20 protein-coding genes are annotated in these 23,815 nt (G+C 66.7%); 15 read left to right on the forward strand and 5 right to left on the reverse strand.

Annotated elements, in window-relative coordinates:
- The first annotated feature begins 101 nt into the window (after positions 1-101).
- The 7 genes from AB3X99_RS00775 (at position 102) to AB3X99_RS00805 (ending at position 8,595) form a co-directional block, all read left to right on the forward strand.
- Positions 102-1,301 (forward strand): phosphoglycerate kinase, encoded by a 1,200-nt coding sequence (locus AB3X99_RS00775; protein WP_368615913.1) that lies wholly within the window; start codon positions 102-104, stop codon positions 1,299-1,301.
- A 429-nt stretch (positions 1,302-1,730) separates the two neighbouring features.
- Entirely contained in the window at positions 1,731-3,167 is a 1,437-nt protein-coding gene (gene pyk, locus AB3X99_RS00780; protein ID WP_069262849.1) for a pyruvate kinase, read from the forward strand.
- Positions 3,168-3,537: 370 nt separating this feature from the next.
- A complete protein-coding gene (gene fba / locus AB3X99_RS00785) occupies positions 3,538-4,602 on the forward strand; it encodes a class II fructose-bisphosphate aldolase (protein ID WP_368615914.1) in 1,065 nt (354 codons plus the stop codon).
- Between the two features lie 216 nt (positions 4,603-4,818).
- Positions 4,819-5,709 (forward strand): phosphoribosylaminoimidazolesuccinocarboxamide synthase, encoded by an 891-nt coding sequence (locus AB3X99_RS00790; RefSeq protein ID WP_342948449.1) that lies wholly within the window; start codon positions 4,819-4,821, stop codon positions 5,707-5,709.
- Positions 5,710-5,735: 26 nt separating this feature from the next.
- Positions 5,736-6,254, forward strand: coding sequence for a 5-(carboxyamino)imidazole ribonucleotide mutase (gene purE, locus AB3X99_RS00795; RefSeq protein ID WP_028205944.1), 519 nt, complete (start codon positions 5,736-5,738; stop codon positions 6,252-6,254).
- 56 nt (positions 6,255-6,310) lie between these two features.
- Complete coding sequence (locus AB3X99_RS00800; protein ID WP_069262846.1) at positions 6,311-7,528, forward strand: 5-(carboxyamino)imidazole ribonucleotide synthase; 1,218 nt, start codon at positions 6,311-6,313, stop codon at positions 7,526-7,528.
- 14 nt (positions 7,529-7,542) lie between these two features.
- Positions 7,543-8,595 carry an L-threonylcarbamoyladenylate synthase gene (locus tag AB3X99_RS00805; RefSeq protein ID WP_368615915.1) on the forward strand — a complete coding sequence of 351 codons (1,053 nt, stop codon included), beginning with the start codon at positions 7,543-7,545 and terminating at the stop codon, positions 8,593-8,595.
- Positions 8,596-8,693: 98 nt separating this feature from the next.
- Here AB3X99_RS00805 and AB3X99_RS00810 read toward each other — a convergent pair whose 3' ends face one another.
- From AB3X99_RS00810 to dacB, 3 genes are all read right to left on the reverse strand, one after another.
- A complete protein-coding gene (locus tag AB3X99_RS00810) occupies positions 8,694-10,088 on the reverse strand; it encodes an SGNH/GDSL hydrolase family protein (RefSeq protein WP_069262845.1) in 1,395 nt (464 codons plus the stop codon).
- A 181-nt stretch (positions 10,089-10,269) separates the two neighbouring features.
- Positions 10,270-11,244: a sterol desaturase family protein gene (locus tag AB3X99_RS00815; protein ID WP_368615916.1), complete on the reverse strand. Its 975-nt coding sequence runs from the start codon at positions 11,242-11,244 to the stop codon at positions 10,270-10,272.
- A gap of 355 nt (positions 11,245-11,599) precedes the next feature.
- Complete coding sequence (gene dacB, locus AB3X99_RS00820; protein ID WP_368615917.1) at positions 11,600-13,282, reverse strand: D-alanyl-D-alanine carboxypeptidase/D-alanyl-D-alanine-endopeptidase; 1,683 nt, start codon at positions 13,280-13,282, stop codon at positions 11,600-11,602.
- A 428-nt stretch (positions 13,283-13,710) separates the two neighbouring features.
- On the opposite strand from dacB, the gene AB3X99_RS00825 reads away from it, so the two are divergent.
- The 6 genes from AB3X99_RS00825 to AB3X99_RS00850 all read left to right on the forward strand — a co-directional run bounded on the left by AB3X99_RS00825 (position 13,711) and on the right by AB3X99_RS00850 (position 19,560).
- The gene (locus AB3X99_RS00825; protein WP_368605581.1) at positions 13,711-14,373 is read left to right on the forward strand and encodes a response regulator; all 663 of its coding nucleotides are present in this window, start codon (positions 13,711-13,713) and stop codon (positions 14,371-14,373) included.
- 67 nt (positions 14,374-14,440) lie between these two features.
- On the forward strand, positions 14,441-15,742 hold the full coding sequence (locus AB3X99_RS00830) for an ATP-binding protein (RefSeq protein WP_069262843.1): 1,302 nt from the start codon (positions 14,441-14,443) through the stop codon (positions 15,740-15,742).
- 136 nt (positions 15,743-15,878) lie between these two features.
- Positions 15,879-17,384, forward strand: a complete 1,506-nt coding sequence (locus AB3X99_RS00835; RefSeq protein ID WP_368615918.1) for a DegQ family serine endoprotease — start codon at positions 15,879-15,881, stop codon at positions 17,382-17,384.
- 200 nt (positions 17,385-17,584) lie between these two features.
- A complete protein-coding gene (locus AB3X99_RS00840; RefSeq protein WP_256094552.1) occupies positions 17,585-18,091 on the forward strand; it encodes a carboxypeptidase-like regulatory domain-containing protein in 507 nt (168 codons plus the stop codon).
- A 320-nt stretch (positions 18,092-18,411) separates the two neighbouring features.
- Complete coding sequence (locus AB3X99_RS00845) at positions 18,412-18,777, forward strand: DUF427 domain-containing protein (RefSeq protein ID WP_069262841.1); 366 nt, start codon at positions 18,412-18,414, stop codon at positions 18,775-18,777.
- Between the two features lie 33 nt (positions 18,778-18,810).
- The gene (locus tag AB3X99_RS00850) at positions 18,811-19,560 is read left to right on the forward strand and encodes a CoxG family protein (RefSeq protein ID WP_069262840.1); all 750 of its coding nucleotides are present in this window, start codon (positions 18,811-18,813) and stop codon (positions 19,558-19,560) included.
- Positions 19,561-19,619: 59 nt separating this feature from the next.
- Here AB3X99_RS00850 and AB3X99_RS00855 read toward each other — a convergent pair whose 3' ends face one another.
- Positions 19,620-20,606: a helix-turn-helix domain-containing protein gene (locus AB3X99_RS00855; protein WP_368615919.1), complete on the reverse strand. Its 987-nt coding sequence runs from the start codon at positions 20,604-20,606 to the stop codon at positions 19,620-19,622.
- 145 nt (positions 20,607-20,751) lie between these two features.
- Between AB3X99_RS00855 and AB3X99_RS00860 the strand changes: the two genes are divergently transcribed.
- A complete protein-coding gene (locus AB3X99_RS00860) occupies positions 20,752-21,387 on the forward strand; it encodes a cysteine hydrolase family protein (protein WP_069262838.1) in 636 nt (211 codons plus the stop codon).
- 67 nt (positions 21,388-21,454) lie between these two features.
- Here the strand turns inward: AB3X99_RS00860 and AB3X99_RS00865 are convergent, their stop codons facing one another.
- A complete protein-coding gene (locus tag AB3X99_RS00865) occupies positions 21,455-22,108 on the reverse strand; it encodes a TetR family transcriptional regulator (protein WP_069262837.1) in 654 nt (217 codons plus the stop codon).
- A 435-nt stretch (positions 22,109-22,543) separates the two neighbouring features.
- Between AB3X99_RS00865 and AB3X99_RS00870 the strand changes: the two genes are divergently transcribed.
- A complete protein-coding gene (locus AB3X99_RS00870) occupies positions 22,544-23,806 on the forward strand; it encodes an efflux RND transporter periplasmic adaptor subunit (RefSeq protein WP_368615920.1) in 1,263 nt (420 codons plus the stop codon).
- Positions 23,807-23,815 lie beyond the last annotated feature (9 nt).

The raw sequence follows: 23,815 nt of genomic DNA on the forward strand, positions 1-23,815 counted from the left end.
ATCCCGCGCCGTGCCGTCCCGCACGTCTTGCCGCGCCAGAATGAGGCCCGCGGCGCCGCATCGCCTTGCCACCGCCTTCCCACCATCAAGATGACATGCCCATGAACAAGGTTCTGCGTCTTTCCGATCTGATCTCCGAAGGCAAATTGAAGGGCAAGCGCGTATTCATCCGCGCCGACCTGAACGTGCCGCAGGACGACCACGGCAACATCACCGAAGACACCCGCGTGCGCGCCTCCGTGCCGGCCATCAAGGCCGCACTCGACGCCGGCGCGGCCGTCATGGTCACCTCGCACCTGGGCCGCCCGACCGAAGGCGAATTCAAGCCCGAAGACTCCCTCGCGCCGGTCGCGAAGCGTCTGGCCGAACTGCTCGGCCGCGACGTGCCGCTGGTCGCGAACTGGGTTGAAAACGGCGTGAACGTCGAGCCGGGCAACGTGGTGCTGCTCGAAAACTGCCGCGTCAACAAGGGCGAAAAGAAGAACTCGGACGAGCTTTCGCAAAAGATGACGAAGCTCTGCGATATCTACGTGAACGACGCGTTCGGCACCGCCCATCGCGCCGAAGCCACGACCTACGGCATCGCGAAGTACGCGAGCGTCGCCTGCGCGGGTCCGCTGCTCGCGGCCGAACTCGACGCGCTCGGCAAGGCGCTCGGCGCGCCCAAGCGTCCGCTGGTGGCCATCGTGGCGGGCTCGAAGGTTTCGACCAAGCTCACCATCCTCAAGTCGCTGGCCGAGAAAGTCGATCAGCTGATCGTCGGCGGCGGCATCGCCAACACGTTCATGCTGGCCGCGGGCCTGAAGATCGGCAAGTCGCTCGCCGAAGCCGATCTGGTGGACGATGCGAAGGCCATCATCGACGCGGCGCGCGCGCGCGGCGCCTCCGTGCCGATCCCGACCGACGTCGTGACCGCCAAGGAATTCTCGCCGACGGCCAGGGCCGAGACGAAGAACGTGGCCGACGTGGCAGACGACGACATGATCCTCGACATCGGTCCCGTCACCGCCAACGCACTCGCCGCGCAGCTCGCGCAGGCCGGCACGATCGTGTGGAACGGCCCGGTCGGCGTGTTCGAGTTCGACCAGTTCGGCAACGGCACGAAGACGCTCGCGGATGCGATCGCCAGTTCGGGCGCCTTCTCGATCGCGGGCGGCGGCGACACGCTCGCAGCCATCGCGAAGTACAACATCGCCGAGAAGGTCAGCTATATCTCCACCGGCGGCGGCGCCTTCCTCGAGTTCCTCGAAGGCAAGAAGCTGCCGGCGGTCGAAGTGCTCGAAACGCGGGCGGCTGGTTAAGTGGCGCCGCGCGCCCCGGCCGGGAAGGCCATGAGCAAACTTCCTCGTGCAGGCGCACAGAAGTCGCGCAGCGCAGCCGGGGCCGCAGCAAAACAGAAGGGGCGCGCAGCGCCCCAGGCAGAGACGGACCAGGCGGGGGCCGACGCGACCCCCGCCGCCGCTGCCGAAAAGGACCTTGCGGCGACGCAGTCGACTGCTGAATCGACAGCCGCACAGAATCCGACAGGGCGCACAGCCACGCCCGCATCGAATACGACTACGCATGTAGACAGCGCCGTAGCGGCTCATGTGAGCCCTGCGGTGTCCTCCAAGAAAGCGACGCCGGGTACACCCGGTGCGCGTTCCGGCGCATCCGCACCCGCGGCGCAGCCGGCCAGCACTTCTCGCAGCAACGGTTTTCCCAGCGATCCTATCCAGACGAGGAGACTCATGCATCGCGCCACCAAGATTGTCGCCACCATCGGTCCGGCTTCCAGCACGCCGGACATCCTGCTGAAAATGATCCGCGCAGGACTGGACGTGGTGCGCCTCAACTTTTCGCACGGCACCGCCGACGACCATCGTCAGCGTGCTGAAATGGTGCGGGACTGCGCCCGCCAGGCTGGCCGCGAAGTTGCGATCATGGCGGACCTGCAAGGCCCGAAGATTCGCGTCGGCAAATTCGAGAATGGCAAGACGACGCTCGAGCCGGGCCATCCGTTCATCCTCGACGCCGAATGCGAGCTCGGTAATGACGAGCGCGTCGGTCTCGACTACAAGGATCTGCCGCGCGACCTGAAGCCGGGCGACATCCTGTTGCTCAACGACGGCCTGATCGTGCTCGACGTCGCGCGCGTGATCGGCAGCGAGATCCACACGATCGTGCGCGTGGGCGGCGACCTGTCGAACAACAAGGGCATCAACCGCCAGGGCGGCGGGCTGACGGCGCCCGCGCTCACCGCGAAGGACATGGAAGACATCCGCACGGCCATGTCGCTGGGCGCGGACTTCGTCGCCGTGTCGTTCCCGAAGAACGCCACCGACATGGAAATGGCGCGCCAGCTCGCGAACATCGCGGGCGCGCCGTACGGCATCAAGCCGAAGATGATCGCGAAGATCGAGCGCGCCGAGGCGATTCCGGCGCTGCAGGAAATTCTCGATTCGTCGGACGGCATCATGGTCGCGCGCGGCGACCTGGCCGTGGAAGTGGGCAATGCCGCCGTGCCGGCGCTGCAAAAGCGCATGATCCGCATGGCGCGCGACTCGAACAAACTCGTCATCACGGCCACGCAGATGATGGAGTCGATGATCCACGCGCCGGTGCCTACGCGCGCCGAAGTCTCGGACGTCGCCAACGCGGTTCTCGACGGCACGGACGCCGTGATGCTCTCGGCCGAATCGGCCGCGGGCAAGTACCCGGTGCAGACCATCGAGGCCATGGCCGCGATCTGTCTGGAAGCGGAGAAGTCGGAGCAATCCGAACTGGACAAGGATTTCCTCGACCGCACCTTCACGCGCATCGACCAGTCGATCGCCATGGGCGCCTTGTTCACGGCCTATCACCTGGGCGCAAAGGCGATCGTCGCGCTTACGGAGTCGGGTTCGACCGCACTCTGGATGTCGCGTCACTGGACCCATGTGCCGATCTTCGCGCTCACGCCGCGTGCAGGCAGCGAGCGCGCCATGTCGCTCTATCGCAATGTCACGCCGCTGCACCTCGACACGAGCAGCGACCGCGACACGGCGCTCCAGCAAGCCATCGAAGTGGTGGTCAGCAAGGGCTACGCGTCGCACGGCGACATGGTCGTGCTGACCGTGGGCGAGCCGATGGGGCAGCCGGGCGGCACGAACACACTGAAGATCGTACGCGTCGGCGACGTGCTCTAACTTCGGTGCGGTAACCTCGCGGCGATTTTTTTCGCTTTATTTTCGCGACTCCCGAAAATAAATGCGGTCGGCTTCGACTGGTACCACACTGGTATCAGATCGACGCCAAATCGGTGCCGTTTAGACGCTTTTTCCCCACGGCGCACGGGCTGTAACGCTTTTTGCATCTTCTCGCGGTTCTGACGCTCCGATACGCCAATTTCATGCCAGTTACGTGCCTGGTGCCGGGATCGGACGCGCTTCGCGATAAAATCACGCCATCGAGCCCGCGGCAGGTCACGCGGGCGGCGGCTGCCAGGCCGCCCTCGACCGGCTGCGCAAGACAGTCGGCGGCAGAAGCATTTCGTTTCAAATCAAAGGAGTAGCAACAATGCCTCTCGTATCAATGCGTCAACTGCTGGACCACGCGGCTGAACACGGTTATGGCCTGCCCGCGTTCAACGTGAACAACCTGGAACAGGTCCAGGCGATCATGGAAGCCGCGAACCAGGTCGGTTCGCCGGTGATCATGCAGGCATCGGCCGGCGCGCGTAAGTACGCGGGTGAGCCTTTCCTGCGCCACCTGATCGAAGCCGCGGTCGAGTCGTATCCGCATATTCCGGTCGTGATGCATCAGGACCACGGCCAGTCGCCGGCAGTCTGCATGGCAGCGATCCGCAGCGGTTTCACCAGTGTGATGATGGACGGCTCGCTCGAAGCCGACGGCAAGACGGTCGCATCGTACGAGTACAACGTCGAAGTTTCGCGCAAGGTCGTCGAAATGGCGCACTCGATCGGCGTGACGGTCGAAGCGGAACTGGGCGTGCTCGGTTCGCTGGAAACGATGAAGGGCGACAAGGAAGACGGTCACGGCGCCGAAGGCACCATGACGCGCGAGCAGCTCCTGACGGACCCGGAGCAGGCCGCCGACTTCGTGAAGCTCACGCAGTGCGACGCGCTGGCCATCGCCATCGGCACCTCGCACGGCGCGTACAAGTTCTCCAAGAAGCCCACGGGCGACATTCTGTCGATCCAGCGCATCAAGGAAATCCACGCGCGCATCCCGAACACGCACCTCGTGATGCACGGTTCGTCGTCGGTGCCGCAGGAACTGCTGGCCGAGATCCGCGAATTCGGCGGCGACATGAAGGAAACGTACGGCGTGCCGGTGGAAGAGATCCAGGAAGGCATCCGTCACGGTGTGCGCAAGATCAACATCGACACCGACCTGCGTCTGGCGATCACGGGCGCGATCCGTCGCTATATGTATGAAAACCCGTCGAAGTTCGACCCGCGCGACTACCTGAAGCCGGCTCGCGAAGCCGCGAAGAAGGTGTGCCTGGACCGCTTCCTCGCGTTCGGTTGCGAAGGCCAGGCCGGCAAGATCAAGCCGGTTTCGCTCGACAGGATCGCCGAGAAGTACAAATCGGGCGAACTCGCGCAGATCGTTCGCTAAGCGAGCTTCTGTTCCGGGCGCTGTGCGCCTCGAGTAGCAAAACATCGCCGTTTCCGCCTGTTTTGGGGGAACGGCGATGGGCTTTTCCGGGAAATTTGCCGGTTTTTGGTTTACCCTCGCAATACCTTCGGTTTTACGGTTTCCGCGCGCGGTTGCAACCGCGATTCTGGACCGAACCCGCCTCCGTTTCGATTGTCCTTTTAGCGAATCACGACGATGTCTACCCTCTACGAATCCACGCTCCGCTCGCTGCCGCTTCTCGGCCGCGGCAAGGTCCGCGACAACTATGCCGTGGGCAATGACAAGCTGCTGATCGTCACCACCGACCGTCTGTCGGCGTTCGACGTCATCATGGGCGAGCCGATTCCGCGCAAGGGCGAGGTGCTCAACCAGATGGCCGACTTCTGGTTCGAAAAGCTCAAGCACGTCGTGCCGAACCACCTCACGGGCGTCGCGCCTGAAACGGTGGTGGCCGCCGACGAAGTCGAGCAGGTCAGGGGCCGCGCCGTCGTGGTGAAGCGCCTCGAGCCGATCCTGGTGGAAGCCGTGGTGCGCGGCTATCTGGCCGGCAGCGGCTGGAAGGACTATCAGGCAACGGGCGCCGTGTGCGGTGTCGAACTGCCGCCGGGCCTGCAGAATGCACAAAAGCTGCCCGAGCCGATCTTCACGCCGGCAGCCAAGGCCGAAATGGGCCACCACGACGAGAACATCACGTACGAAGAGATGGAGCGCCGCATCGGCACCGAGCTCTCGCGCACCATCAAGGATATTTCGATCAAGCTGTACAAGGAAGCCGCCGACTACGCGGCCACGCGCGGCATCATCATCGCCGACACGAAGTTCGAATTCGGTCTCGACAACCACGGCCAGCTGTATCTGATGGACGAGGCGCTCACCGCCGACTCGTCGCGCTTCTGGCCGGCCGACCAGTACCAGGTGGGCTCGAACCCGCCGTCGTTCGACAAGCAGTTCGTGCGCGACTGGCTCGAAACCCAGGACTGGAAGAAGGAGCCGCCGGCGCCGAAGCTGCCCGACGAAGTGATCGCCAAAACGTCGGCAAAGTATCAGGAGGCGCTCGAGCGTCTTACGGGTCAAAAGCTCGCGTGAGCGAGAAGAGGGAAAAAGGAAGCACAATGAGCGAAGTTCAGACGGCTCACCAGCATGCGGCGCCGCTCGTCGGCGTGTTGATGGGCTCCAGCTCCGACTGGGACACGATGAAGCACGCGGTCGCGATCCTGCAGGAGTTCGGCGTCGCGTACGAGGCCAAGGTGGTCTCGGCGCACCGCATGCCCGACGAGATGTTCGAGTACGCGGAAAAGGCGCGCGAGCGCGGCCTGCGCGCGATCATCGCCGGCGCGGGCGGCGCGGCGCACCTGCCGGGCATGCTGGCGGCCAAGACCACGGTGCCCGTGCTGGGCGTGCCGGCGGTCAGCAAGTATCTGAAGGGCGTGGATTCGCTCCACTCGATCGTGCAGATGCCCAAGGGCGTCCCGGTCGCGACCTTTGCCATCGGCGAGGCGGGCGCGGCCAATGCGGCGCTCTTCGCCGTCTCGATCCTGAGCGTGACCAACACCGAATACGCGAACAAGCTCGCGGCCTTCCGTGTGCGCCAGAACGAAGCGGCGCATGCCATGGTGCTGCCCCCGCTTTGATCGTCCCGCTTTGATCGTCCCCACGCGCCGCGGCCACCCCGCGGCCGACCACGAAGATGACTCCTGACAATTCACCGGTTTCACCGATCCTGCCCGGCGCCTGGCTGGGCATGGTGGGTGGCGGCCAGCTCGGCCGCATGTTCTGCTTTGCCGCACAGGCGATGGGCTATCGCGTCGCCGTGCTCGATCCCGACGCGACGAGCCCCGCGGGTACCGTGGCCGACCGCCACATCTGCGCCGCGTACGACGACGAAGCGGCGCTCACCGAACTCGCGCGTCTGTGCGCGGCCATCTCGACCGAGTTCGAGAACGTGCCCGCGGCGAGCCTCGACACGCTCGCGAAGTCGACCTTCGTGAGCCCGGCTGGACGCTGCGTGGCGGTGGCGCAGGACCGCATCGCCGAGAAGCGCTTTATCGCGGCGGCCGGCGTGCCGGTCGCGCCGCACGTGGTGATCGAGTCGTCGCAGGCGCTCGCCGGCATCGACGACAAGACGCTCGCCGCCGTGCTGCCGGGCATTCTCAAGACCGCGCGCATGGGCTACGACGGCAAAGGCCAGATTCGTGTCTCCAACGCCGAAGAAGTGCGCGAGGCGCATGCGTCGCTCGGCGGCGTGCCGTGCGTGCTGGAAAAGCGCCTGCCGCTGAAGTTCGAGGTGAGCGCGCTGATCGCTCGCGGCACGAACGGCAAGGCCGTCGTTTATCCGCTCGCGCAGAACACGCACCGCAACGGCGTGCTCTCGCACACCATCGTGCCCGCGCCGGACGCAAGCCCGGCGCTCGTGCAGCAGGCCCAGCAGGCGGCGATCCAGATCGCGGCGAAGCTCGGCTATGTGGGCGTGCTGTGCGTGGAGTTCTTCATCCTCGAAGACGGCTCGCTCGTCGCCAACGAAATGGCGCCGCGCCCGCACAACTCGGGCCACTACACGACCGATGCGTGCGCCACGAGCCAGTTCGAGCAGCAGGTGCGCGCCATGACGGCCATGCCGCTCGGCGACACGCGCCAGCACTCGCCGGCCGTGATGCTGAACATTCTCGGCGACGTGTGGTTCCCCTGCGCCGTGGGCGAGGCGAAGCCCCAGAAGGGCGCCGCGCCCGTCACGCCGCCGTGGGACCAGGTGGCCGCGATGCCGGCCGCGCGCCTGCATCTGTACGGCAAGGAAGAAGCGCGTGCGGGCCGTAAGATGGGCCACGTGAACTTCACTGCGCCGACGCTCGACGAAGCGCGCACGGCCGCACGCGACTGCGCGCGCCTGCTGCACATCGCCACGAGCTGAGGTTGAGCCGCATCATGTCTGATCAGCAGAACGCGCCGCACGATGGCGCGCCGACTCTGACCGATGCCGACATCGAGCACGCCGCCGCGCTGCTCGACGCGGGCGATCTGGTAGCGTTCCCGACCGAGACCGTCTATGGTCTGGGCGGCGATGCGGCGAGCCCCGAGGCAGTCGCGCGCATTTACGCGGCCAAAGGGCGGCCGGCGAACCATCCGGTGATCGTGCACTTGCCGCCGGGCGGCGACCCGCAGTACTGGGCAGCGGAGTGGCCCGAGGCGGCGCAAAAGCTCGTCGATGCATTCTGGCCCGGCCCGCTCACGCTGATCGTCAAACGCCACGAACGCATTCCCGATGCCGTGAGCGGCGGTCAGGACTCGGTGGGGCTGCGCTGCCCGTCGCATCCGGTCGCGCAGCAGCTGCTGGCGGCGTTTTCTGCGCGTCGCGGCGGTCATGGCGGCGTGGCGGCGCCGTCGGCGAACCGTTTCGGCCACGTGAGCCCGACCACGGCGCAGCACGTGCGTGACGAATTCGGCGCGGCGGTGCATGTGCTCGACGGCGGCGCATGCGACGTGGGCATCGAATCGACGATTCTCGATCTCTCCCGCGGATTTCCCGCGTTGCTGCGGCCCGGCCACGTGACGCCGCACGACATCGCGCGCGTGCTGGGCGAGGCGCCGCGCTTGCCCGACGGCTCGGACGCCACGGCGCCGCGCGCCTCGGGTACGCTCAAGGCGCACTATGCGCCGCGCACGCCGCTCGCGCTGCTGCCGTTCGAGGCGCTGGAGCCGCTGCTGGCGGCAGCGCGCGATGCGGGCGAAACGGTGGCGCTCGTGGCGCGCGCCTCGCGCGCGGGCGATTGGGCGCAGGCCAAGGGCGTGCATTTCGTCACCGCGCCGGAAGAGCCGCAGGAATATGCGCGTGAGCTGTATGGCTTGCTGCGCGCGCTCGATCGCGCGAATGTCTCGCGCATTCTCATCGAGAAGCTGCCGGAGACGATCGAGTGGATCGCGGTCAATGACCGGTTGGGGCGGGCGGCGGCGGCGTTCGAGGCGCAGCAGCAGGGCTGATCATCTTCTTGCGCGTTCAATGAAAAACACCCCACGAGCCTGACGGTTCGTGGGGTGTTTTTTGCTTGCACCGGGAGGCCCGGTGCAAGCGACGCTTATCAGGGCGCCTTGCCGATGCCCGCAGCAGCCAGCTGCTTTTCGACGTACGTCGCGAACTGCGAATGCAGCGCCGTGGTCGGGTGCACGAGATCCGCGAACATGTAGGTCGTGGGCGCGTTGGCCGTCGTCAGCGTTTGCGGCGAGCAGAACAGCGAGCTGCCGAAGTTCTGGCCGTAGGCCGCGGCGTACGCGTTGATGGTGGCTTGCGGCGTCGTGGCCGGGTCCAGCCCCAACGTAGCCTTCGGATTGGCGAGCGCGTAGTTGGTCGCGCTGTTCGTCATGGCCGTCAGGTTACAGGCCGTATCCGTGTTCGTCACGGTGAAGCCGAGGCTGGCCGCGTTCGCGATCGACTGATCGAGCCACGAGAACGTATCGACCAGCACGACCTTCTTCGCCTGCACGTCGGCTGCGGTCGCCTTGATCAGCGTCAGGTTGTACATCGCCGAAATGAGCGAGAGCGCCTGGTCGGCCGAGCTCGCGGAGCCGGGCGTTGCGCCGATGGCGGCATCAGCCTTCAGCGCCGCCGGCGTCTTGCCGATGTCGGGCACCGTGACGACCGCGATCTTCGGATTGCCGGGGACGATATCCGCATGGACGAGCGCGCCCAGCGTGCCCGCCGCTGTGAGGACCGGGGCGATCGAGGCGAAGCTGGAGGCGTAGTTCGGGTTCGTGACGATACCGAGCGCGATAGCGGCGGGCACCAAGGCTGTTGCCTGCGCTTGGGTGAAGCCCGACTGCATCAGGCTCGCAACCGTGCTCTGCTGCGTCGCGGGATCGTTGACGAGCGTCGAAAACGGAGTGGCCGCGAGCGCCGCGCCGAACAACGCCAGGCCCGTGGGGCTGCCGTTAGTGGGCACGTTCAGCAAATTCAGGATTTCATTCGCGCCGCCTTCCACGAGCACGAGCTGATTCGCATTGAAGCTGCCGTGCTGCGCCAGGTACTGCTGGAGCTGCCACGTGACCGGCTGCTCGCTCGCGGCGGAGATCACGGCGCTGGTATTCGCCACGCCGCCGCCCGTCACCAGCGCGCCGCCTTGCGCGTAGTCGAGCCCGCCCGTGGCCGTGAGCGGCAGACCGAAGCCGCCTTCGAAGGCGGGCGATAGCGTGTTGCCGAAGTACTCGGACACATGCTGCGCCCAGACCTCGCCCGGGTTGGTCGTGAAGCGGCCGCCGCCGAAGCCCGGCAGAATCTGCTCCGAATACGTGCCCGCGTCTGTCAGGCTCGTGCCGAACGCCACCACCTGCATGTTGACGCCCGAGGGCGGCGGCGTGCTCGCGTTGTTGTTCCCACTGCTGCCACCACCGCAGGCGGCGAGCAGCGCAAAGGCGGCGCTCGCGGCAGCGATCTGGGTGGCGCGCAACAGCTTACGGTGTCTCGGTCCTTGATGCTTCATATTCACTTCATCTCCTCTGTGTGTGGCCTTTGATGCCATGCCTGCCTACTCATGCAACGGGTGCTCGTGGCACGAGCAGCTGCCCCGTTGTCGATGTTTTTCTCGATCGCCGGCCTTGCATGCACCCCCTGTGTGCTGCTGTCCCAGGGTCAGGGCCAAGGCCGACAGACTACGCAATCTCTCAGCTATTGCGCGACCCGAACTCACCCTCGGTGTTGTTTTCCGGCACGCCGTAGCGCGTTCCCACGGGTGTCGCCGGCACCGTCACGGATGCGAGGCCGAGCGCGTCGTGGCGCTCGCACCAATCGGGCGGTGCGAAGAGCGCCGCGAGGCGCGAACGCCAGTCGGGCATGCGCGCGAAGTCCCGCGCCATCGCGAGCCATTCGTGAAACGTCGCCTTGAGCGGATTGCATGACGCAAGCGGCTTGACGATGCCGTAATCGGGCGCGTCGTGCGCGTCTTCCGCGACATAGCTGCCGAACAGGCGGTCCCAGATCGCGAGCACGCCGGCGTAATTGCGGTCGATATAGCGTGCGTTACGCGCGTGATGGACGCGATGCATCGACGGCGTGTTGAACACGTATTCGAGCCAGCCGAGCTTGCCTACGGCCTGGGTATGCACGAAGAACTGAAACGCGAGATTGACGAGCACGATCGCGACGATCTGCTCCGGCGTGAAGCCGAGCATGGCGAGCGGAACCCAGAACAGCCACATGCCCGCCACGGGGTACATGAGGCTCTGGCGAAACGCCGTGGAAAGGTTCAGGCGCACCGACGAATGGTGGACGACGTGCGCGGCCCAGAGCCAGCGCACGCGATGGCTCGCGCGGTGAAACACGTAGTAGAGCAGGTCCTGCGCGATAAAGAGTGCGAACCATGCGACGAGCCCCGGCTGCCACGAAACGAGCCGGAAGTGCCGGTAGACGTAAGCATAGACGGGCACCGCAATGAGCCACGCAAGTTTGTCGGCGCCCTGGTGCATGAGCGCGAGCGCGGCGTTGCACAGCGTATCGGGCCAGGCGTAGCGGGCGCTGTCGGGGGTGGCGTTCGATGCAGTGCGCGGCCGCGTGTGGGAGAGATGCCACGCTTCCCAGCCGATGCAGGCGAGAAATACGGGGGCGAGGGCGAGCAGCAGCCATTGCGCATCGAACTGCACGAACGTCGTCCTCCTTGTCCCGTGGGCGGCGCTGGTGGACAGCGCGGCGGTTGTAGTCTCATGTCTTGTCGGCCGCGTTAGTGCGCGTTCTTACGGGCGCGCGGCTCGATTGGCGGGCGCGTATGACAGATTTTTATGACGCGCCTTCGGCCTTTGCCCGTCAGGGTACACGCCTCGCGCCCAGGACGGGCGGCGCTTTGCTAGAGGAAAGATTCGAGCCCGGCGCGCGGCGGCGCGCTCGGGTGAGGCGCACGGGGACAGGTCCGCGGCGCTCGCCGGGCGTGCACACAGCGTGCTCGCCGGGTGCAATCAGCGTGCGCCCGGCACGTGGTCAATGCGTGGTCAATGCGCGTGGTCAATGCGCGCCGCGTCGTCTGGCCAGAGTTTTGTGCGTGGCCTTCTCGGCCTTCGACGCTTTCGCCGCGCGCTTCGGATGCGGCTCGACATACACGGGCTTTTCTTCGGGCATGCCCTTGTAGACCCACTCGAGCAGCGCGTCGTGCGCGGCGCGTGCGGCCTCGGCGCGCGGATCGTTGATGAGGCTCACCACGATCCAGCTCTCGCCATTCTCGGCCGCCACGTAACCGGCGATCGCGCGCACGTCGCGCAGCGTGCCCGTCTTGATATGCGCGTTGCCTTCCACGCCTGCGTTGGTGAGGCGGTTGCGCATCGTGCCGTCCACGCCGACGATCGGCAGCGAGTCGATGAACACCTGCGCGACCGGGCTCGCGTTCGCGTTCTGCAGCAGGTTGGCGAGCGAGAGCGCGCTGACGTGCTCTTCGCGCGAGAGGCCGCAGCCGTTGTCGAGCACGAGTTCGGGCATGTTCAGGCCGCTGCGCCGCAGGTACGTATTGACGGCCGTGGCGGCCTTGGCCGTAGTCGCAGGCGCTTTGCCCTCGACGGCGCCGAGCGTGAGGAACAGGTTGCGCGCCATCACGTTGTTGCTGAACTTGTTGATGTCGTGCACGACGTCCGAGAGCGGCGGGCTCTGGTGCACGGCGAGCAGACGTGCGCGCGGCGGCACGACGCCTTCGCGCACCGCGCCAGGCGGCGTGGCGAAGAGGCTGCTGCCCGTTTGCTGCCAGAGGGCGAGGAAGCCGTCCGCGAAGAACGTGCTGTGGTCCACGGGCGCGGCCATGTTGAGCGTGCGCTCGCCGCAGCGCATGGCGTAGCTGCCCGCGAAGCTCGCGGTGACGACGCCGTTGCCGCCCGGCGAAACCTGCGGGCTCGGGAGCATGCCGCCGCAGGCGCCGGCGCGCTTGCGGATCTGGTTGTCGATTTGCCACTGCGCAACGGGCGGCACCACATCGATCGACACCCCCTCGCGGGAGGGCGAGAACGTGAACGAGACCGACTTGAACGCGTACATCAGCGGATCGGGGCCGACGTTGTAGGGCGCGCTGTCGTCGCCGTCGAACGAGGGCAGGTCGCGCGTGGACGGATCGAACTCGCTCTTGTCGAGCACGAGTGCGCCGTCGATGCGCGCGACGCCCGCGGCGCGAATCTTCTGCACGAGGTCGATCAGCTCCTCGGGCACGAGCTTCGGGTCGCCGGTGCCCTTGATATAGAGGTTGCCGTGCAGCGTGCCGCTCGCATCGACTTCGCCGTCGGTATAGGCGCTCGTTTTCCAGCGATAGTCGGGACCGAGCATCGCGAGGCCGCTCCACGTCGTGACGAGTTTCATCGTCGAGGCGGGCATCATCGGCTGGCCGGCATTCACGGCGACGCTCGGCTGGCGGTCGCCGACCTTTTCGATCACCACGCTGACCGACGAGAGCGGCACGTGTGCGCGCTCGAGGCCTGCCATCACGGTGGGCGGCAGCACCGTGGTCACGTTGACCGTGGGAATGCGCGCGCCTTCGGGCTGCGCGTACGCGGCCGGCGCGGCGGCGAAGCCCGCGGCGAGCGCGGCGCAGGCGAGCGTGAGGGCGAGCGGTCGAGGCAGGCGCGCAGTGGCGGCGGTGCGATGCGTGCGGTTGGAGCGCGAGGCAGGCAGTCTGAACAAAGAGCGTAGGCGGGACAGCGAAGCGGGCAGCATGAAAAGCGTTCGGGCGAGTGCAGGGGCGGTGCTTGGGCCGGGCGCGGCGCACGGAAAGAGGGGACTCACCGGTGCTGCGCGCGGGCGCGAAAATCAGGGCGGCGTGTGATTCTCGGTGCGCGCGCGATGCGCTCGCTTGAACGTACTGTACAAGCCTGCACGCGCATCGCGGCCGAATCACGAGTGGAGCGCCGCAAAAGCGCACATTGTAAAGACCTCGCGCCGCGTGCGCGCATTGCCGCAAGAAAACGTTGCACATTGCGTGGCGTGATTCAAACACTGCCCTTAATGTGCCCATGCCGCGCGCCATTGCCTCGCGACCGGCTGCGTGCCGCAGCGGCGCGGCGCCCCTGTTCAGGCGCTAGAATGCTCGCATCCTCATCCACTCACGCAGCGTGGCGCAGCAGCGCCGCCCGGCCAATATTACGATGCGCATACTGCTAGTCGAAGATGACCGCATGATCGCCGAAGGCGTGCGCAAAGCGCTGCGCGGCGAAGGCTTCGCGGTCGACTGGGTCGAAGACGGCGAAGCCGCCCTCTCGGCCGCGAGCGCGGATTCTTACGATCTCATGCTGCTCGACCTCGGATTGCCGCGGCGCGACGGGCTCGACGTGCTGCGCACGCTACGCGCGCGCGGCGCGGCACTGCCCGTGCTGATCCTCACGGCGCGCGACGCCGTGGCCGACCGCGTGAAGGGCCTCGACGCCGGTGCGGACGACTACCTCATCAAGCCCTTCGATCTCGATGAACTGGGCGCACGCATGCGGGCGCTGATCCGCCGCCAGGCGGGCCGCAGCGATTCGACCATCCGCCACGGCTCGATCACGCTCGATCCGGCTTCGCACCAGGTCACCCAGGACGGTTCGCCCGTCGCGCTCTCGGCGCGCGAATTCGCGCTGCTCGAAGCGCTGCTCGCGCGACCGGGCGCGGTGCTCTCGAAAACCCAGCTCGAAGAGAAGATGTACGGATGGGGCGAGGAGATCGGCAGCAATACCGTCGAGGTCTATATTCACGCGCTGCGCAAGAAGCTCGGGGCCGACCTGATCCGCAACGTGCGCGGCCTCGGCTACATGATCTCCAAAGACGCATGAAGCAGGTAATCAAGTGCGTAAGCGCCAAAGCGCTAGCTCCGGATCGACAGGGAGACCCCGTTAGCCGATGAGTTCCATCCGACGACAACTGCTGTTCTGGCTGCTCGCGATCGTCGTCGCGGGCGTTGGGCTCGCGGGCTGGCTGATCTATCGCCAGGCGCTCGCCGAAGCCAACGAGCTGTTCGACTACCAGCTGCAGGAAATCGCCGAGGCGCTGCCCTCCGAGCCATTCAACGAGATCCTCAGTTCGCGCGATACGGGCGACGAAGGCATCGTGCTGCAGATCTGGAATCGCAACGGCGTGCTCATGTACTACTCGCATCCGCGCGCGCCGCTCGCGCCGCGCGCGGAACTCGGCTTTTCGACGGAGCGCACCGACCGCGGCGACTGGCGCGTGTATGGCGCGATCGTCGGCGACAACGTCGTGCAGCTCGCGCAGCCCGTTTCGGTGCGCAACCGTCTCGCCGCGAACGTCGCGTTGCGCACGCTCTGGCCGCTCATCGTGGTGCTGCCGTTTCTCGGCATCGCGGTCTGGATCATGGTGGGGCGTGGGCTCAGGCCGCTCTCGCGCGTCGCGCGCGCGCTCGACACGCGTCATCCCGAAGCGCTCGATCCGCTGCCCGAAGAGCGTCTGCCGCGCGAAGTCACGCCGCTCGTGCATGCGTTGAACGCGCTGCTCGAACGCCTCGCGCAGGCCATCGATACACAGAAGGCCTTCGTCGCCGACGCTGCACACGAGTTGCGCACGCCGCTGGCGGCCGTGCAGATCCAGGCGCAACTCGTTGCGCGCGCAAAGGATGACGAAACGCGTCGCGAAGCGCTCGTCGATCTGCAGGCGGGCGTGACGCGCGCCACGCGTCTTGCCGAGCAGCTGCTCGCCCTCGCGCGCTCCGAACCCGACGGTCACGCGCGCGCGCAGAACGTCGATCTGCATGCGCTGCTCGATGATTGCGTGCTCAACCATGCGCCGCTCGCGCAGCAGCGCGGCGTCGATCTCGGCATCGAGGAAAGCGCGGCGGCGAGCGTGCATGGCGACGCCGATGCATTGCGCGTGATGCTCAACAACCTGCTCGACAACGCGACCAAGTACACGCCCGCGGGCGGCCGCGTGGACGTGAGCCTCGCCGTCGTCGACGGGCGTGCGCACGTGCGCATCGCGGACAGCGGGCCGGGCATCCCGGAAGAGGAGCGCGCGCGCGTGTTCGATCGCTTTTATCGCGTGGGCGCAGGCGCGAATCGCGCGCGCACCGATATCGCCGGCACGGGACTCGGGCTCGCTATCGTGCGCCGAATCGCGGATCAGCACGACGCGACCATCACACTCGGCGATTCGCCCGCAGGCGGCCTGCTCGTGGACGTGCGGTTCTGACTCCGAATCGCCCGCAAATGCCCGCCGCGCGGGCGTTTGCGCGATTATTGCGATTTCCGCGTACTTAAGACTCCTTTAAGCGACACGGCTTACTCTTCGGTACGTCGTGATGAGTACCCCGCGCAAGGAGTCCGCAATGAATACAAAAGTGCTTTCCCGCAGTGCCGTGGCAGCCGCCGTGGTCGTCGCATTGTCGGCGGGCTATGTAGGAGGGCACCGTGATCTGCCTGCTCCGCAGGTCATTTCTCAGGCCCAGGCCGCGGCGATGATGCCCGCCGAAGCCGCAGCCAAGACTGGCATTCCCGACTTCTCGGGTCTCGTGGAAACCTACGGGCCCGCGGTGGTCAACATCAGCGCCAAGCACGTCGTGAAGCAGACGGCGCTGCGCAGCGGCGGCAGCGGCTCGCAGCAACTGCCGATCGATCCGAGCGATCCGTTCTACCAGTTCTTCAAGCACTTCTATGGCGGCGCGCCCGGCATGGGCGGCGGCGACAATGGTCCGCAGGCCGACCAGCCGAGCGCGAGCCTCGGCTCGGGCTTCATCGTCAGCCCGGACGGCTACATTCTCACGAACGCGCACGTCGTGGACGGCGCCAACGTCGTGACGGTGAAACTCACCGACAAGCGCGAATACAAGGCGAAGGTCGTGGGCGCGGACAAGCAGTCGGACGTCGCTGTGCTCAAGATCGACGCGAAGGATCTGCCGACCGTGAAGATCGGCGACCCGCGTCAAAGCAAGGTCGGCCAGTGGGTGGTGGCGATCGGCTCGCCGTACGGCTTCGACAACACGGTGACCTCGGGCATTATCAGCGCGAAGTCGCGCTCGCTGCCGGACGAAAACTACACGCCGTTCATCCAGACCGACGTGCCGGTCAACCCCGGCAATTCGGGTGGCCCGCTGTTTAATCTGCAGGGCGAAGTCATCGGCATCAACTCGATGATCTATTCGCAGACGGGCGGCTTCCAGGGCCTTTCGTTCGCAATCCCGATCAATGAGGCGATCAAGGTCAAGGACGAACTCGTCAAGACCGGCCACGTGAGCCGGGGGCGTCTCGGCGTCGCGGTGCAGTCGATGAACCAGACGCTCGCCAACTCGTTCGGCATGGACAAGCCGCGCGGCGCGCTGGTGAGCTCGGTGGACGCGAGCGGTCCGGCCGCGAAGGCGGGTTTGAAGCCCGGCGACGTGATCCTGTCCGTAAACGGCCAGGCCGTGGATGATTCGTCCGCTCTGCCGTCGCTCATCGCGGGCATGAAGCCGGGCACGAAGGCCGATGTTCAGGTGTGGCGTGACAAGAGCACGAAGGACCTCACCGCAACCATCGGCGCGCTGGGCGACGCCAAGGTGGCTTCGAACGACGCTCCGCAGGCGCAGATGCAGGGTCGCCTCGGCGTCGCGGTGCGCCCGCTCACGCCGCAAGAGAAGAACAACGGCTCGCTCGATCACGGTCTGCTCGTCGAGCAGTCGGGTGGCGCGGCCGAAAATGCGGGTGTCCAGCCCGGCGACGTGATTCTCGCCGTGAATGGCCGCCCGGTGACGAGCGCCGATCAGCTCAAGCAAATGGTTTCCAAGGCTGGCAACAGCATTGCGCTCCTGATCCAGCGAGACGACGCACAGATTTTCGTGCCCGTCGATCTCGGCTGATCCCTGCTGTCGCGAATCCGGCTCCGTGCGCCGGATTCGCGGCGAGAGCAGGTTTCATTACGTTGTACTTGCGCTGCCCCCGTTGGCCTTTGGCCTCGGCGGCGGCGATTTTTTTTGGGGCGCACAAAACCTTTTAGTCGAACCACTCGGGTACGCGCCTTGCGCGAGCATTACATCGGACACACTGAAAGGAGCGATCGATGAAGCGTTTCCGCAACTCGCGCCCCATCCATACGACCGCTTACGCGACGATTCTCGCGGCCACGCTTGCTCTCGGCTACGCGGGCGGCGCGGCGGCGCAGCAGGCCGATGCCTCGGGCACCGTCGGCGGCACGACCACCGACAATACGAGCGCCGGCAACACGAATGGCGGCGGCATGCCGCAAGTCCAGCAGCAGGGCGACGTGTCGTTCGTTTCCGGCGGCGTGGGTCTGGACGAATCCAGGGCGCTGCTCGGCGCGGAACACCAGTGGCCGCTTGCGTTGCGCTTTACCCAACGCAGCGGTGAGTACGTCGCGGACGTGCACGTGCAGATCACCGACTCGCACGGCGCGAGCGTGCTCGATACCACTTCGCGCGGGCCTTATATGCTCGTCAGGGTGCGTCCTGGCCGCTACAGCGTGCATGTGAGCCATGCGGGCGTCGACAAGACGAGCGCCGTGACGGTGGGCTCGAACGGCAGCGCGCGGGCGGCGTTCATCTGGTAAGCCGCGTGGCCGGGCCGGTCGTGTTGGGGCGCTCCCGCACGCGTGCCGCGCATAAGATTCACGCAGCCAGGACGAGTTTGGCCGATAATGAAGCCGATGGGAGGCTGCGATCGCTCAGGCGTTTCGCGAGCGGGTTGGCGCGTTGCCGTCGGTCGCCGTCGATTGCGTGACCGGTACGGCGGCAGGCGACTGGCGAGCGGCCATCCCGTGGGATTGCACGGCACGCGCCTGCCTGGCGGCGTGCCACGCGAACCGGTGCGGCCTGCCGCCCGGTGAGCGCAGGGCGCCGCAGGCGCCGCCAACCAACAGGGGAACCGAACATGGCGGTCGAACCGGATGCGGACCATCGCATCGAACTCGTTGCGAACCGTCACCGCGTGCGCGTGATTCATGGCGGCATCACCATTGCCGATACGCTGCACGCCGTCACCCTTTGCGAAACCGGCTACCCCGACGTCTTCTACTTCCCGCGCGCAGACGTGAACATGGCACGACTCGAACGCTCCGGACAGACCTCGCATTGCCCGTTCAAGGGCGAGGCGACGTATTTCCATTTGCGTACCGAAGACGGGCGCGTCGACGACGCGGCCTGGAGCTACGAAGCGCCGCTCGATGACGCAAGCGGCATCAAGGGGTATCTGGCTTTCTACGCGACTCGCGTGGACCGGATCGACCAGACCTCCTGAAATGGCCCGGTAGCTTGCATAGGGGGAGCCGCCATGGAACTGAACGACGCGTTGAGAATTCCGCTCGAACCGGCCGCCGTCTGGGCGGCGCTGCAGGACGTCGCGCTCGTGCGCGCGAGCATGGAGCATTGCGAGTCGTTCAGGCGGCTCGGCCCCGGCGAATACGCGATCACCCTCACGGTGCCGCTCGGGCCGCTGCGCGCACGCTATGAAGTGCGCGCCCACATTGCCAATGACACGGCGCAGGTGCCCCTCACGCCCCGGCGCGTGCTGAGCTTTCGCGCCCGCGCGGACGGCATCGGCTCGCTGCGCGGCCAGATCGACGTCGCGCTGCGCCCCGAAGAGCGCGCCACGGCGCGGGAGCCGGGTACGGGCAAGGATGTGAGCACGCGGATCGACTACTCGGTGTGGGCCACGCTCACGGGCCCGCTTTCCGAGCTGCCGCCGCGCCAGATCGAGAACGCGCTGCACGAACTGGCCGACGACTTCTTCACGGAGTTCTGCGCCGTGGTTGCGGTCAAGCACGGCCAGGCGCCGAACCGCGTGGCGGGCGAGCAGCCGCGCCGGCAGCATGTGTTCCTGCGGCCGATCAACCTCGCCGGTCTCGCCCGGCGTGCGCATATCCTGCCACAGCACCACGCGGGCGGAACGCTCTCGGGCCGCGCCGCAAGCACGCTGAATCACGAGCCGCCGCAGCACGCCATGCCCTATTGGGCGTGGGCTGCGATGATCTTTTTCGTGGCGTTGCTGCTTTATGCTGCGCGCTGGTTCACCGGGACCTGAATTCGGCGCTGCCCGGCGCGCGCAAGGTGCGCCGAGCGTCGAACCGCTCATCGAACCGCTTACACCCCCCTAAACTCCCGCCGCCACGCCGACGGCGAAATCCTGAACGCCTCCACGAAATGCTGACGCAGCGACGCGGCCGAGCGAAAGCCCGCGCGCTGGGCGATCGCGTCGATCGGCTGATCGGTGCTTTCGAGCAGCTGCTGCGCGCGGGCGAGGCGCTCGCCGAGCAGCCACGCGCTCACCGTCGTTCCCGTCGTCGAACGAAACTGGCGCGTGAAGGTGCGCCGGCTCATCAGGGCGCGCTGCGCGAGCGAGTCGAGCGTGTGGGGCGCGTCGAGGTGGGCGCGAATCCAGTCGAGCAGACTCGGCAGCCGCTCGCCGCGCCCGGGCGCCGCAAGCGGCTGTTGTACGTACTGGGCCTGGTTGCCCTGGCGATGCGGCGGCACGACGAGCCGCCGCGCCACGTAGTTCGCGGCGCCCGAGCCGCACAGCCGCCGCATGAGATGCAGGCAGCAATCGAGTCCCGCCGCGGTGCCCGCCGAGGTCAGCAGGTCGCCGTCGTCGATGTAGAGCACGCCGGGATCGAAGCGTACGGCCGGAAAGCGCTGCGCGAAGTCGTCCGCCGCGGCCCAGTGCGTGGTGCCCGGGCGGCCGTCGAGCAGGCCCGCATGCGCGAGCACGTAGGCGCCGAGGCAGAGCCCGACGAGGATCGCGCCGCTCGCGTGCGCGTCACGCAGCGCGTCGCAAAGCGCGGCGGGCGGCGCCTCGTGGGTGTCGCGCCAGCTCGGCACGACGATCACGTCCGCGCCGCGCAGCCCCTCGAGGCCCTGCGGCGCGCCGATCGTGAAGCCTGCCGTGGTGGTGAGCGTGCCGGGCTCCGCCGCGCAGACTGCGAGTTCGAACGGCGGCACGCCGCCTTCGCTGCGGTCTTCGCCGAACACGACGCAAGGCACCGAGAGATGGAACGGACTGATGCGGTCGAAGGCGATCACGGCGACGCGCAAGGGGGCCGGTGACGGAGCCTGACGAATAGCGGTGGCCATGACGAGTCCCGAAGAGGAATGGCCCGATTCTAGCGAAAGTTGTCGTCCGGGCCACTGTCGCGTGGGCGCTCGCGGCGCCACAATCCCGCCATCGACTTCGCGTCTTCGGACCGGTCGGTTCCTTTCAACCCCTGGAGGCATGGCCATGTCCGCGAATCCGCGCCGGGCGCTCGTCGTCATCGACGTGCAGAACGAATATGTCAGCGGCGATCTGCCGATCGAATATCCCCCCATCGAGACGTCGCTTGCCAATATCGGCCGCGCGATCGACGCTGCGCGCGCGGCCGGCGTGCCGGTCGTGGTGGTGCAGAACTTCGCCCCGGCGGACTCGCCGCTGTTCGCGCGCGGCAGCGTGGGCGCCGAACTGCATCCGGTCGTGGCCTCGCGCGAGCGCGATCACTACGTCGAAAAAGCGCTGCCGAGCGCCTTCGCGGGCACCGATCTCAAGGCCTGGCTGACCGATCGCGGCATCGACACGCTCACGGTAGTGGGCTACATGACGCATAACTGCGACGCCTCGACGGTGTTCGAGGCGACCCACGCGGGTCTTGCCGTGGAGTTTCTCGCCGATGCGACCGGTTCGGTGCCGTATGCAAACGAGGCGGGAACGGCGAGCGCCGAGGAGATCCACCGCGTATTCAGCGCAGTGATGCACACGCGTTTCGCTGCGGTCGTGAACACGGATGCCTGGCTTGCCGCCGTCGAACAAGGCGTGCCGCTCGCGCGCGACAACATCTACGCGTCGAATCAACGGGCCCGGGCGACCCGCGTGCCGGCCTGAGCGCTCAAGAAAAAGGCGGCCCGTCGGTGGGCCGCCTGGTTCGATCCGGGAACTGCGCGCGTAGGCGTCAGGCTTGCGACGCGCTCGCGCCGATGCGCAGCGACGGGCTGAAGCGCAGCGCGTCGAGCATCGCGTCGACGTGCAGTTCGGCGTTGCTCGCCACGTCGAACGCGTCCGGCAGGATCGCCATATCGCGCAGCGCGCCGCCGATGAACGAATGGAGCACGCGCGAAGCGCGCTTGGCGTCGAGGTCGGCGGGCAGCTGGCCCTTCGACATCGCATTGCGCAAACCCTGTTCGATGCTCGCCAGGCCCTCGCGCATATCGGTCTGATGGCGCGCCATCACCGGGCCCATCTCCTCGACGAACTCACACTTCAGGAACAGGATCTCGAACACGCGGCGGCGGCGCACGTCGGTCGCCGTATTGCGCAGACACAGAATGCAGAGATCGCGCATGCGCCCGAGCGGGTCGGGCTCGCCGGGATCCGTCGATGCCACCTTCAGCTCGTCGAGCGGCAGCACCACGCGGTCGAACATGGCCGTGAACAGGTCGCCCTTGTTCTCGAAATGCCAGTAAATCGCGCCGCGCGTCACGCCCGCGGTCTGGGCGATATCGGCCAGCGAAGTGCGCGACACGCCCTTCTCGTAAAAGACGTGTTCGGCGGCGTCGAGGATCCGGTTGCGCGTCTCCAGCGCTTCCTCTTTCGTGCGGCGGGCCATTTTGTAAAGTCGGTGCGTTGCAGCAGGTTGGGGGTGAATGAACGTATTTGGGGTGCGAACCGTAATGTATTGATTTGTAATATGGAGGTGATGCGCGGATCGCTCCTGAAGCACCACTCAACGGTTAAGTAACGTCCTTTTACATTCGTTCGCGAATGTATCTATAATAGCACCCCACCACCTGGGTGCCTCAAATGGTGATGTCCGGTTAATATCCGTCCTTGGCCAAGTGGTCGTAGAAACCCCAATGCGCGACGCCTCTCGCGGCGGCGCGCGGCAGTATCGCCCGGACGGATGTGCAGACCGGAACGCGCCTTCTAGAAGAAGTACCGGGTTTATCCGTCAGGTATTTGCCAGATGCTGGCGTGCGTGGTCGTCCTCCTCGTTGCAGGACGCCGCACGCTTTTATTGTCAGTTATAGACAGAGGTCGCTCCATGCGCGTCGAACGGGTTCCATTCCGCCTAATCAGTGTCGCGACGGCTGCCATCGTGCTCGCAGCCTGCGGGCAAAAGCAGTCGGCGCCGCCGCCGCAAACCCCCGAAGTGGGTATCGTCACCGTCCAGCCGTCCGCCGTGCCGGTCGTCTCCGAGCTTCCCGGCCGCACCAGTGCCTATCTCGTCGCGCAAGTGCGCGCACGGGTGGACGGCATCGTGCTGCGCCGCGAATTCACCGAAGGCGCGCTCGTCAAGGCCGGTCAGCGGCTCTACAAGATCGATCCGGCGCCGTACATCGCTGCGCTGAACAATGCCAAGGCCACGCTCGCCAAGGCGCAGGCCAACCTCGTCACGCAGAACGCGCTGGTCGCGCGCTACAAGGTGCTGGTGCAGGCCAACGCGGTGAGCAAGCAGGACTACGACAACGCCATTTCCGCCCAGGGCCAGGCTGCAGCCGACGTCGCCGCCGGCAAGGCCGCCGTCGACACGGCACAGATCAACCTCGGCTACACCGACGTCACTTCGCCGGTCTCGGGCCAGGTCGGCATCTCGCAGGTCACGCCGGGCGCCTACGTGCAGGCGAGCGCGGCCACGTTGATGTCGACGGTGCAGCAGCTCGATCCGATGTACGTGGACGTCACGCAGTCCAGCCTCGAAGGCCTGAAGCTGCGCCGCGAGATCCAGGAAGGACGCCTGAAGACCAACGGCCCGAACGCCGCCAAGGTCTCGCTCGTCCTCGAAGACGGCCGCACCTATTCGGAAAAGGGCAAGCTCCAGTTCTCCGACGTCACCGTCGACCAGACCACGGGCTCGGTCACGGTTCGCGCGATTTTCCCGAACGCCGACCGCGTGCTGCTGCCGGGCATGTTCGTGCGCGCGCGCATCGAAGAAGGCATCAACAACAACGCGTTCCTCGTGCCGCAGATCGGCGTGCAGCATGACCAGAAGGGGCAGGCCTCGGTGTACGTCGTCAACCAGGACAACAAGGTCGTGCCGACGCCGATCACCACGGCGGGCACGCAGGGTCAGGACTGGGTCGTTCAGAGCGGTCTGAACGCCGGCGACCGCGTGATCGTTCAGGGCACCGACAAGGTCAAGCCGGGTGCGCAGGTCAAGCCGGTTCCCGCGCAGCTGCCGCCGCCGCCGCCGCAGGGCGCGCCTTCGGCCGACATGGCAACGGCTTCGGGCTACGCGAACGCCGCCAGCGCCGCATCGGGGCCGAAGGCTGCCTCGGCTGCACCTGCCGCCTCCGCAGCGCAATAACGGGGAGCC

The organism is Paraburkholderia sp. BR10882, from assembly GCF_040948855.1.
Lineage (GTDB): Bacteria > Pseudomonadota > Gammaproteobacteria > Burkholderiales > Burkholderiaceae > Paraburkholderia > Paraburkholderia nodosa_A.

Coding starts and splice junctions, on each gene's coding strand:
- AB3X99_RS00810 (WP_069262845.1), bottom strand. CDS start 10,088: ATGAAGCATCAAGGACCGAGACACCGTAAGCTGTTGCGCGCCACCCAG.
- purE (WP_028205944.1), top strand. CDS start 5,736: ATGAGCGAAGTTCAGACGGCTCACCAGCATGCGGCGCCGCTCGTCGGC.
- AB3X99_RS00860 (WP_069262838.1), top strand. CDS start 20,752: ATGTCCGCGAATCCGCGCCGGGCGCTCGTCGTCATCGACGTGCAGAAC.
- pyk (WP_069262849.1), top strand. CDS start 1,731: ATGCATCGCGCCACCAAGATTGTCGCCACCATCGGTCCGGCTTCCAGC.
- AB3X99_RS00845 (WP_069262841.1), top strand. CDS start 18,412: ATGGCGGTCGAACCGGATGCGGACCATCGCATCGAACTCGTTGCGAAC.
- AB3X99_RS00870 (WP_368615920.1), top strand. CDS start 22,544: ATGCGCGTCGAACGGGTTCCATTCCGCCTAATCAGTGTCGCGACGGCT.
- AB3X99_RS00855 (WP_368615919.1), bottom strand. CDS start 20,606: ATGGCCACCGCTATTCGTCAGGCTCCGTCACCGGCCCCCTTGCGCGTC.
- AB3X99_RS00835 (WP_368615918.1), top strand. CDS start 15,879: ATGAATACAAAAGTGCTTTCCCGCAGTGCCGTGGCAGCCGCCGTGGTC.
- AB3X99_RS00830 (WP_069262843.1), top strand. CDS start 14,441: ATGAGTTCCATCCGACGACAACTGCTGTTCTGGCTGCTCGCGATCGTC.
- AB3X99_RS00865 (WP_069262837.1), bottom strand. CDS start 22,108: ATGGCCCGCCGCACGAAAGAGGAAGCGCTGGAGACGCGCAACCGGATC.
- AB3X99_RS00850 (WP_069262840.1), top strand. CDS start 18,811: ATGGAACTGAACGACGCGTTGAGAATTCCGCTCGAACCGGCCGCCGTC.
- AB3X99_RS00840 (WP_256094552.1), top strand. CDS start 17,585: ATGAAGCGTTTCCGCAACTCGCGCCCCATCCATACGACCGCTTACGCG.
- AB3X99_RS00775 (WP_368615913.1), top strand. CDS start 102: ATGAACAAGGTTCTGCGTCTTTCCGATCTGATCTCCGAAGGCAAATTG.
- fba (WP_368615914.1), top strand. CDS start 3,538: ATGCCTCTCGTATCAATGCGTCAACTGCTGGACCACGCGGCTGAACAC.
- AB3X99_RS00825 (WP_368605581.1), top strand. CDS start 13,711: ATGCGCATACTGCTAGTCGAAGATGACCGCATGATCGCCGAAGGCGTG.
- AB3X99_RS00800 (WP_069262846.1), top strand. CDS start 6,311: ATGACTCCTGACAATTCACCGGTTTCACCGATCCTGCCCGGCGCCTGG.
- AB3X99_RS00790 (WP_342948449.1), top strand. CDS start 4,819: ATGTCTACCCTCTACGAATCCACGCTCCGCTCGCTGCCGCTTCTCGGC.
- dacB (WP_368615917.1), bottom strand. CDS start 13,282: ATGCTGCCCGCTTCGCTGTCCCGCCTACGCTCTTTGTTCAGACTGCCT.
- AB3X99_RS00805 (WP_368615915.1), top strand. CDS start 7,543: ATGTCTGATCAGCAGAACGCGCCGCACGATGGCGCGCCGACTCTGACC.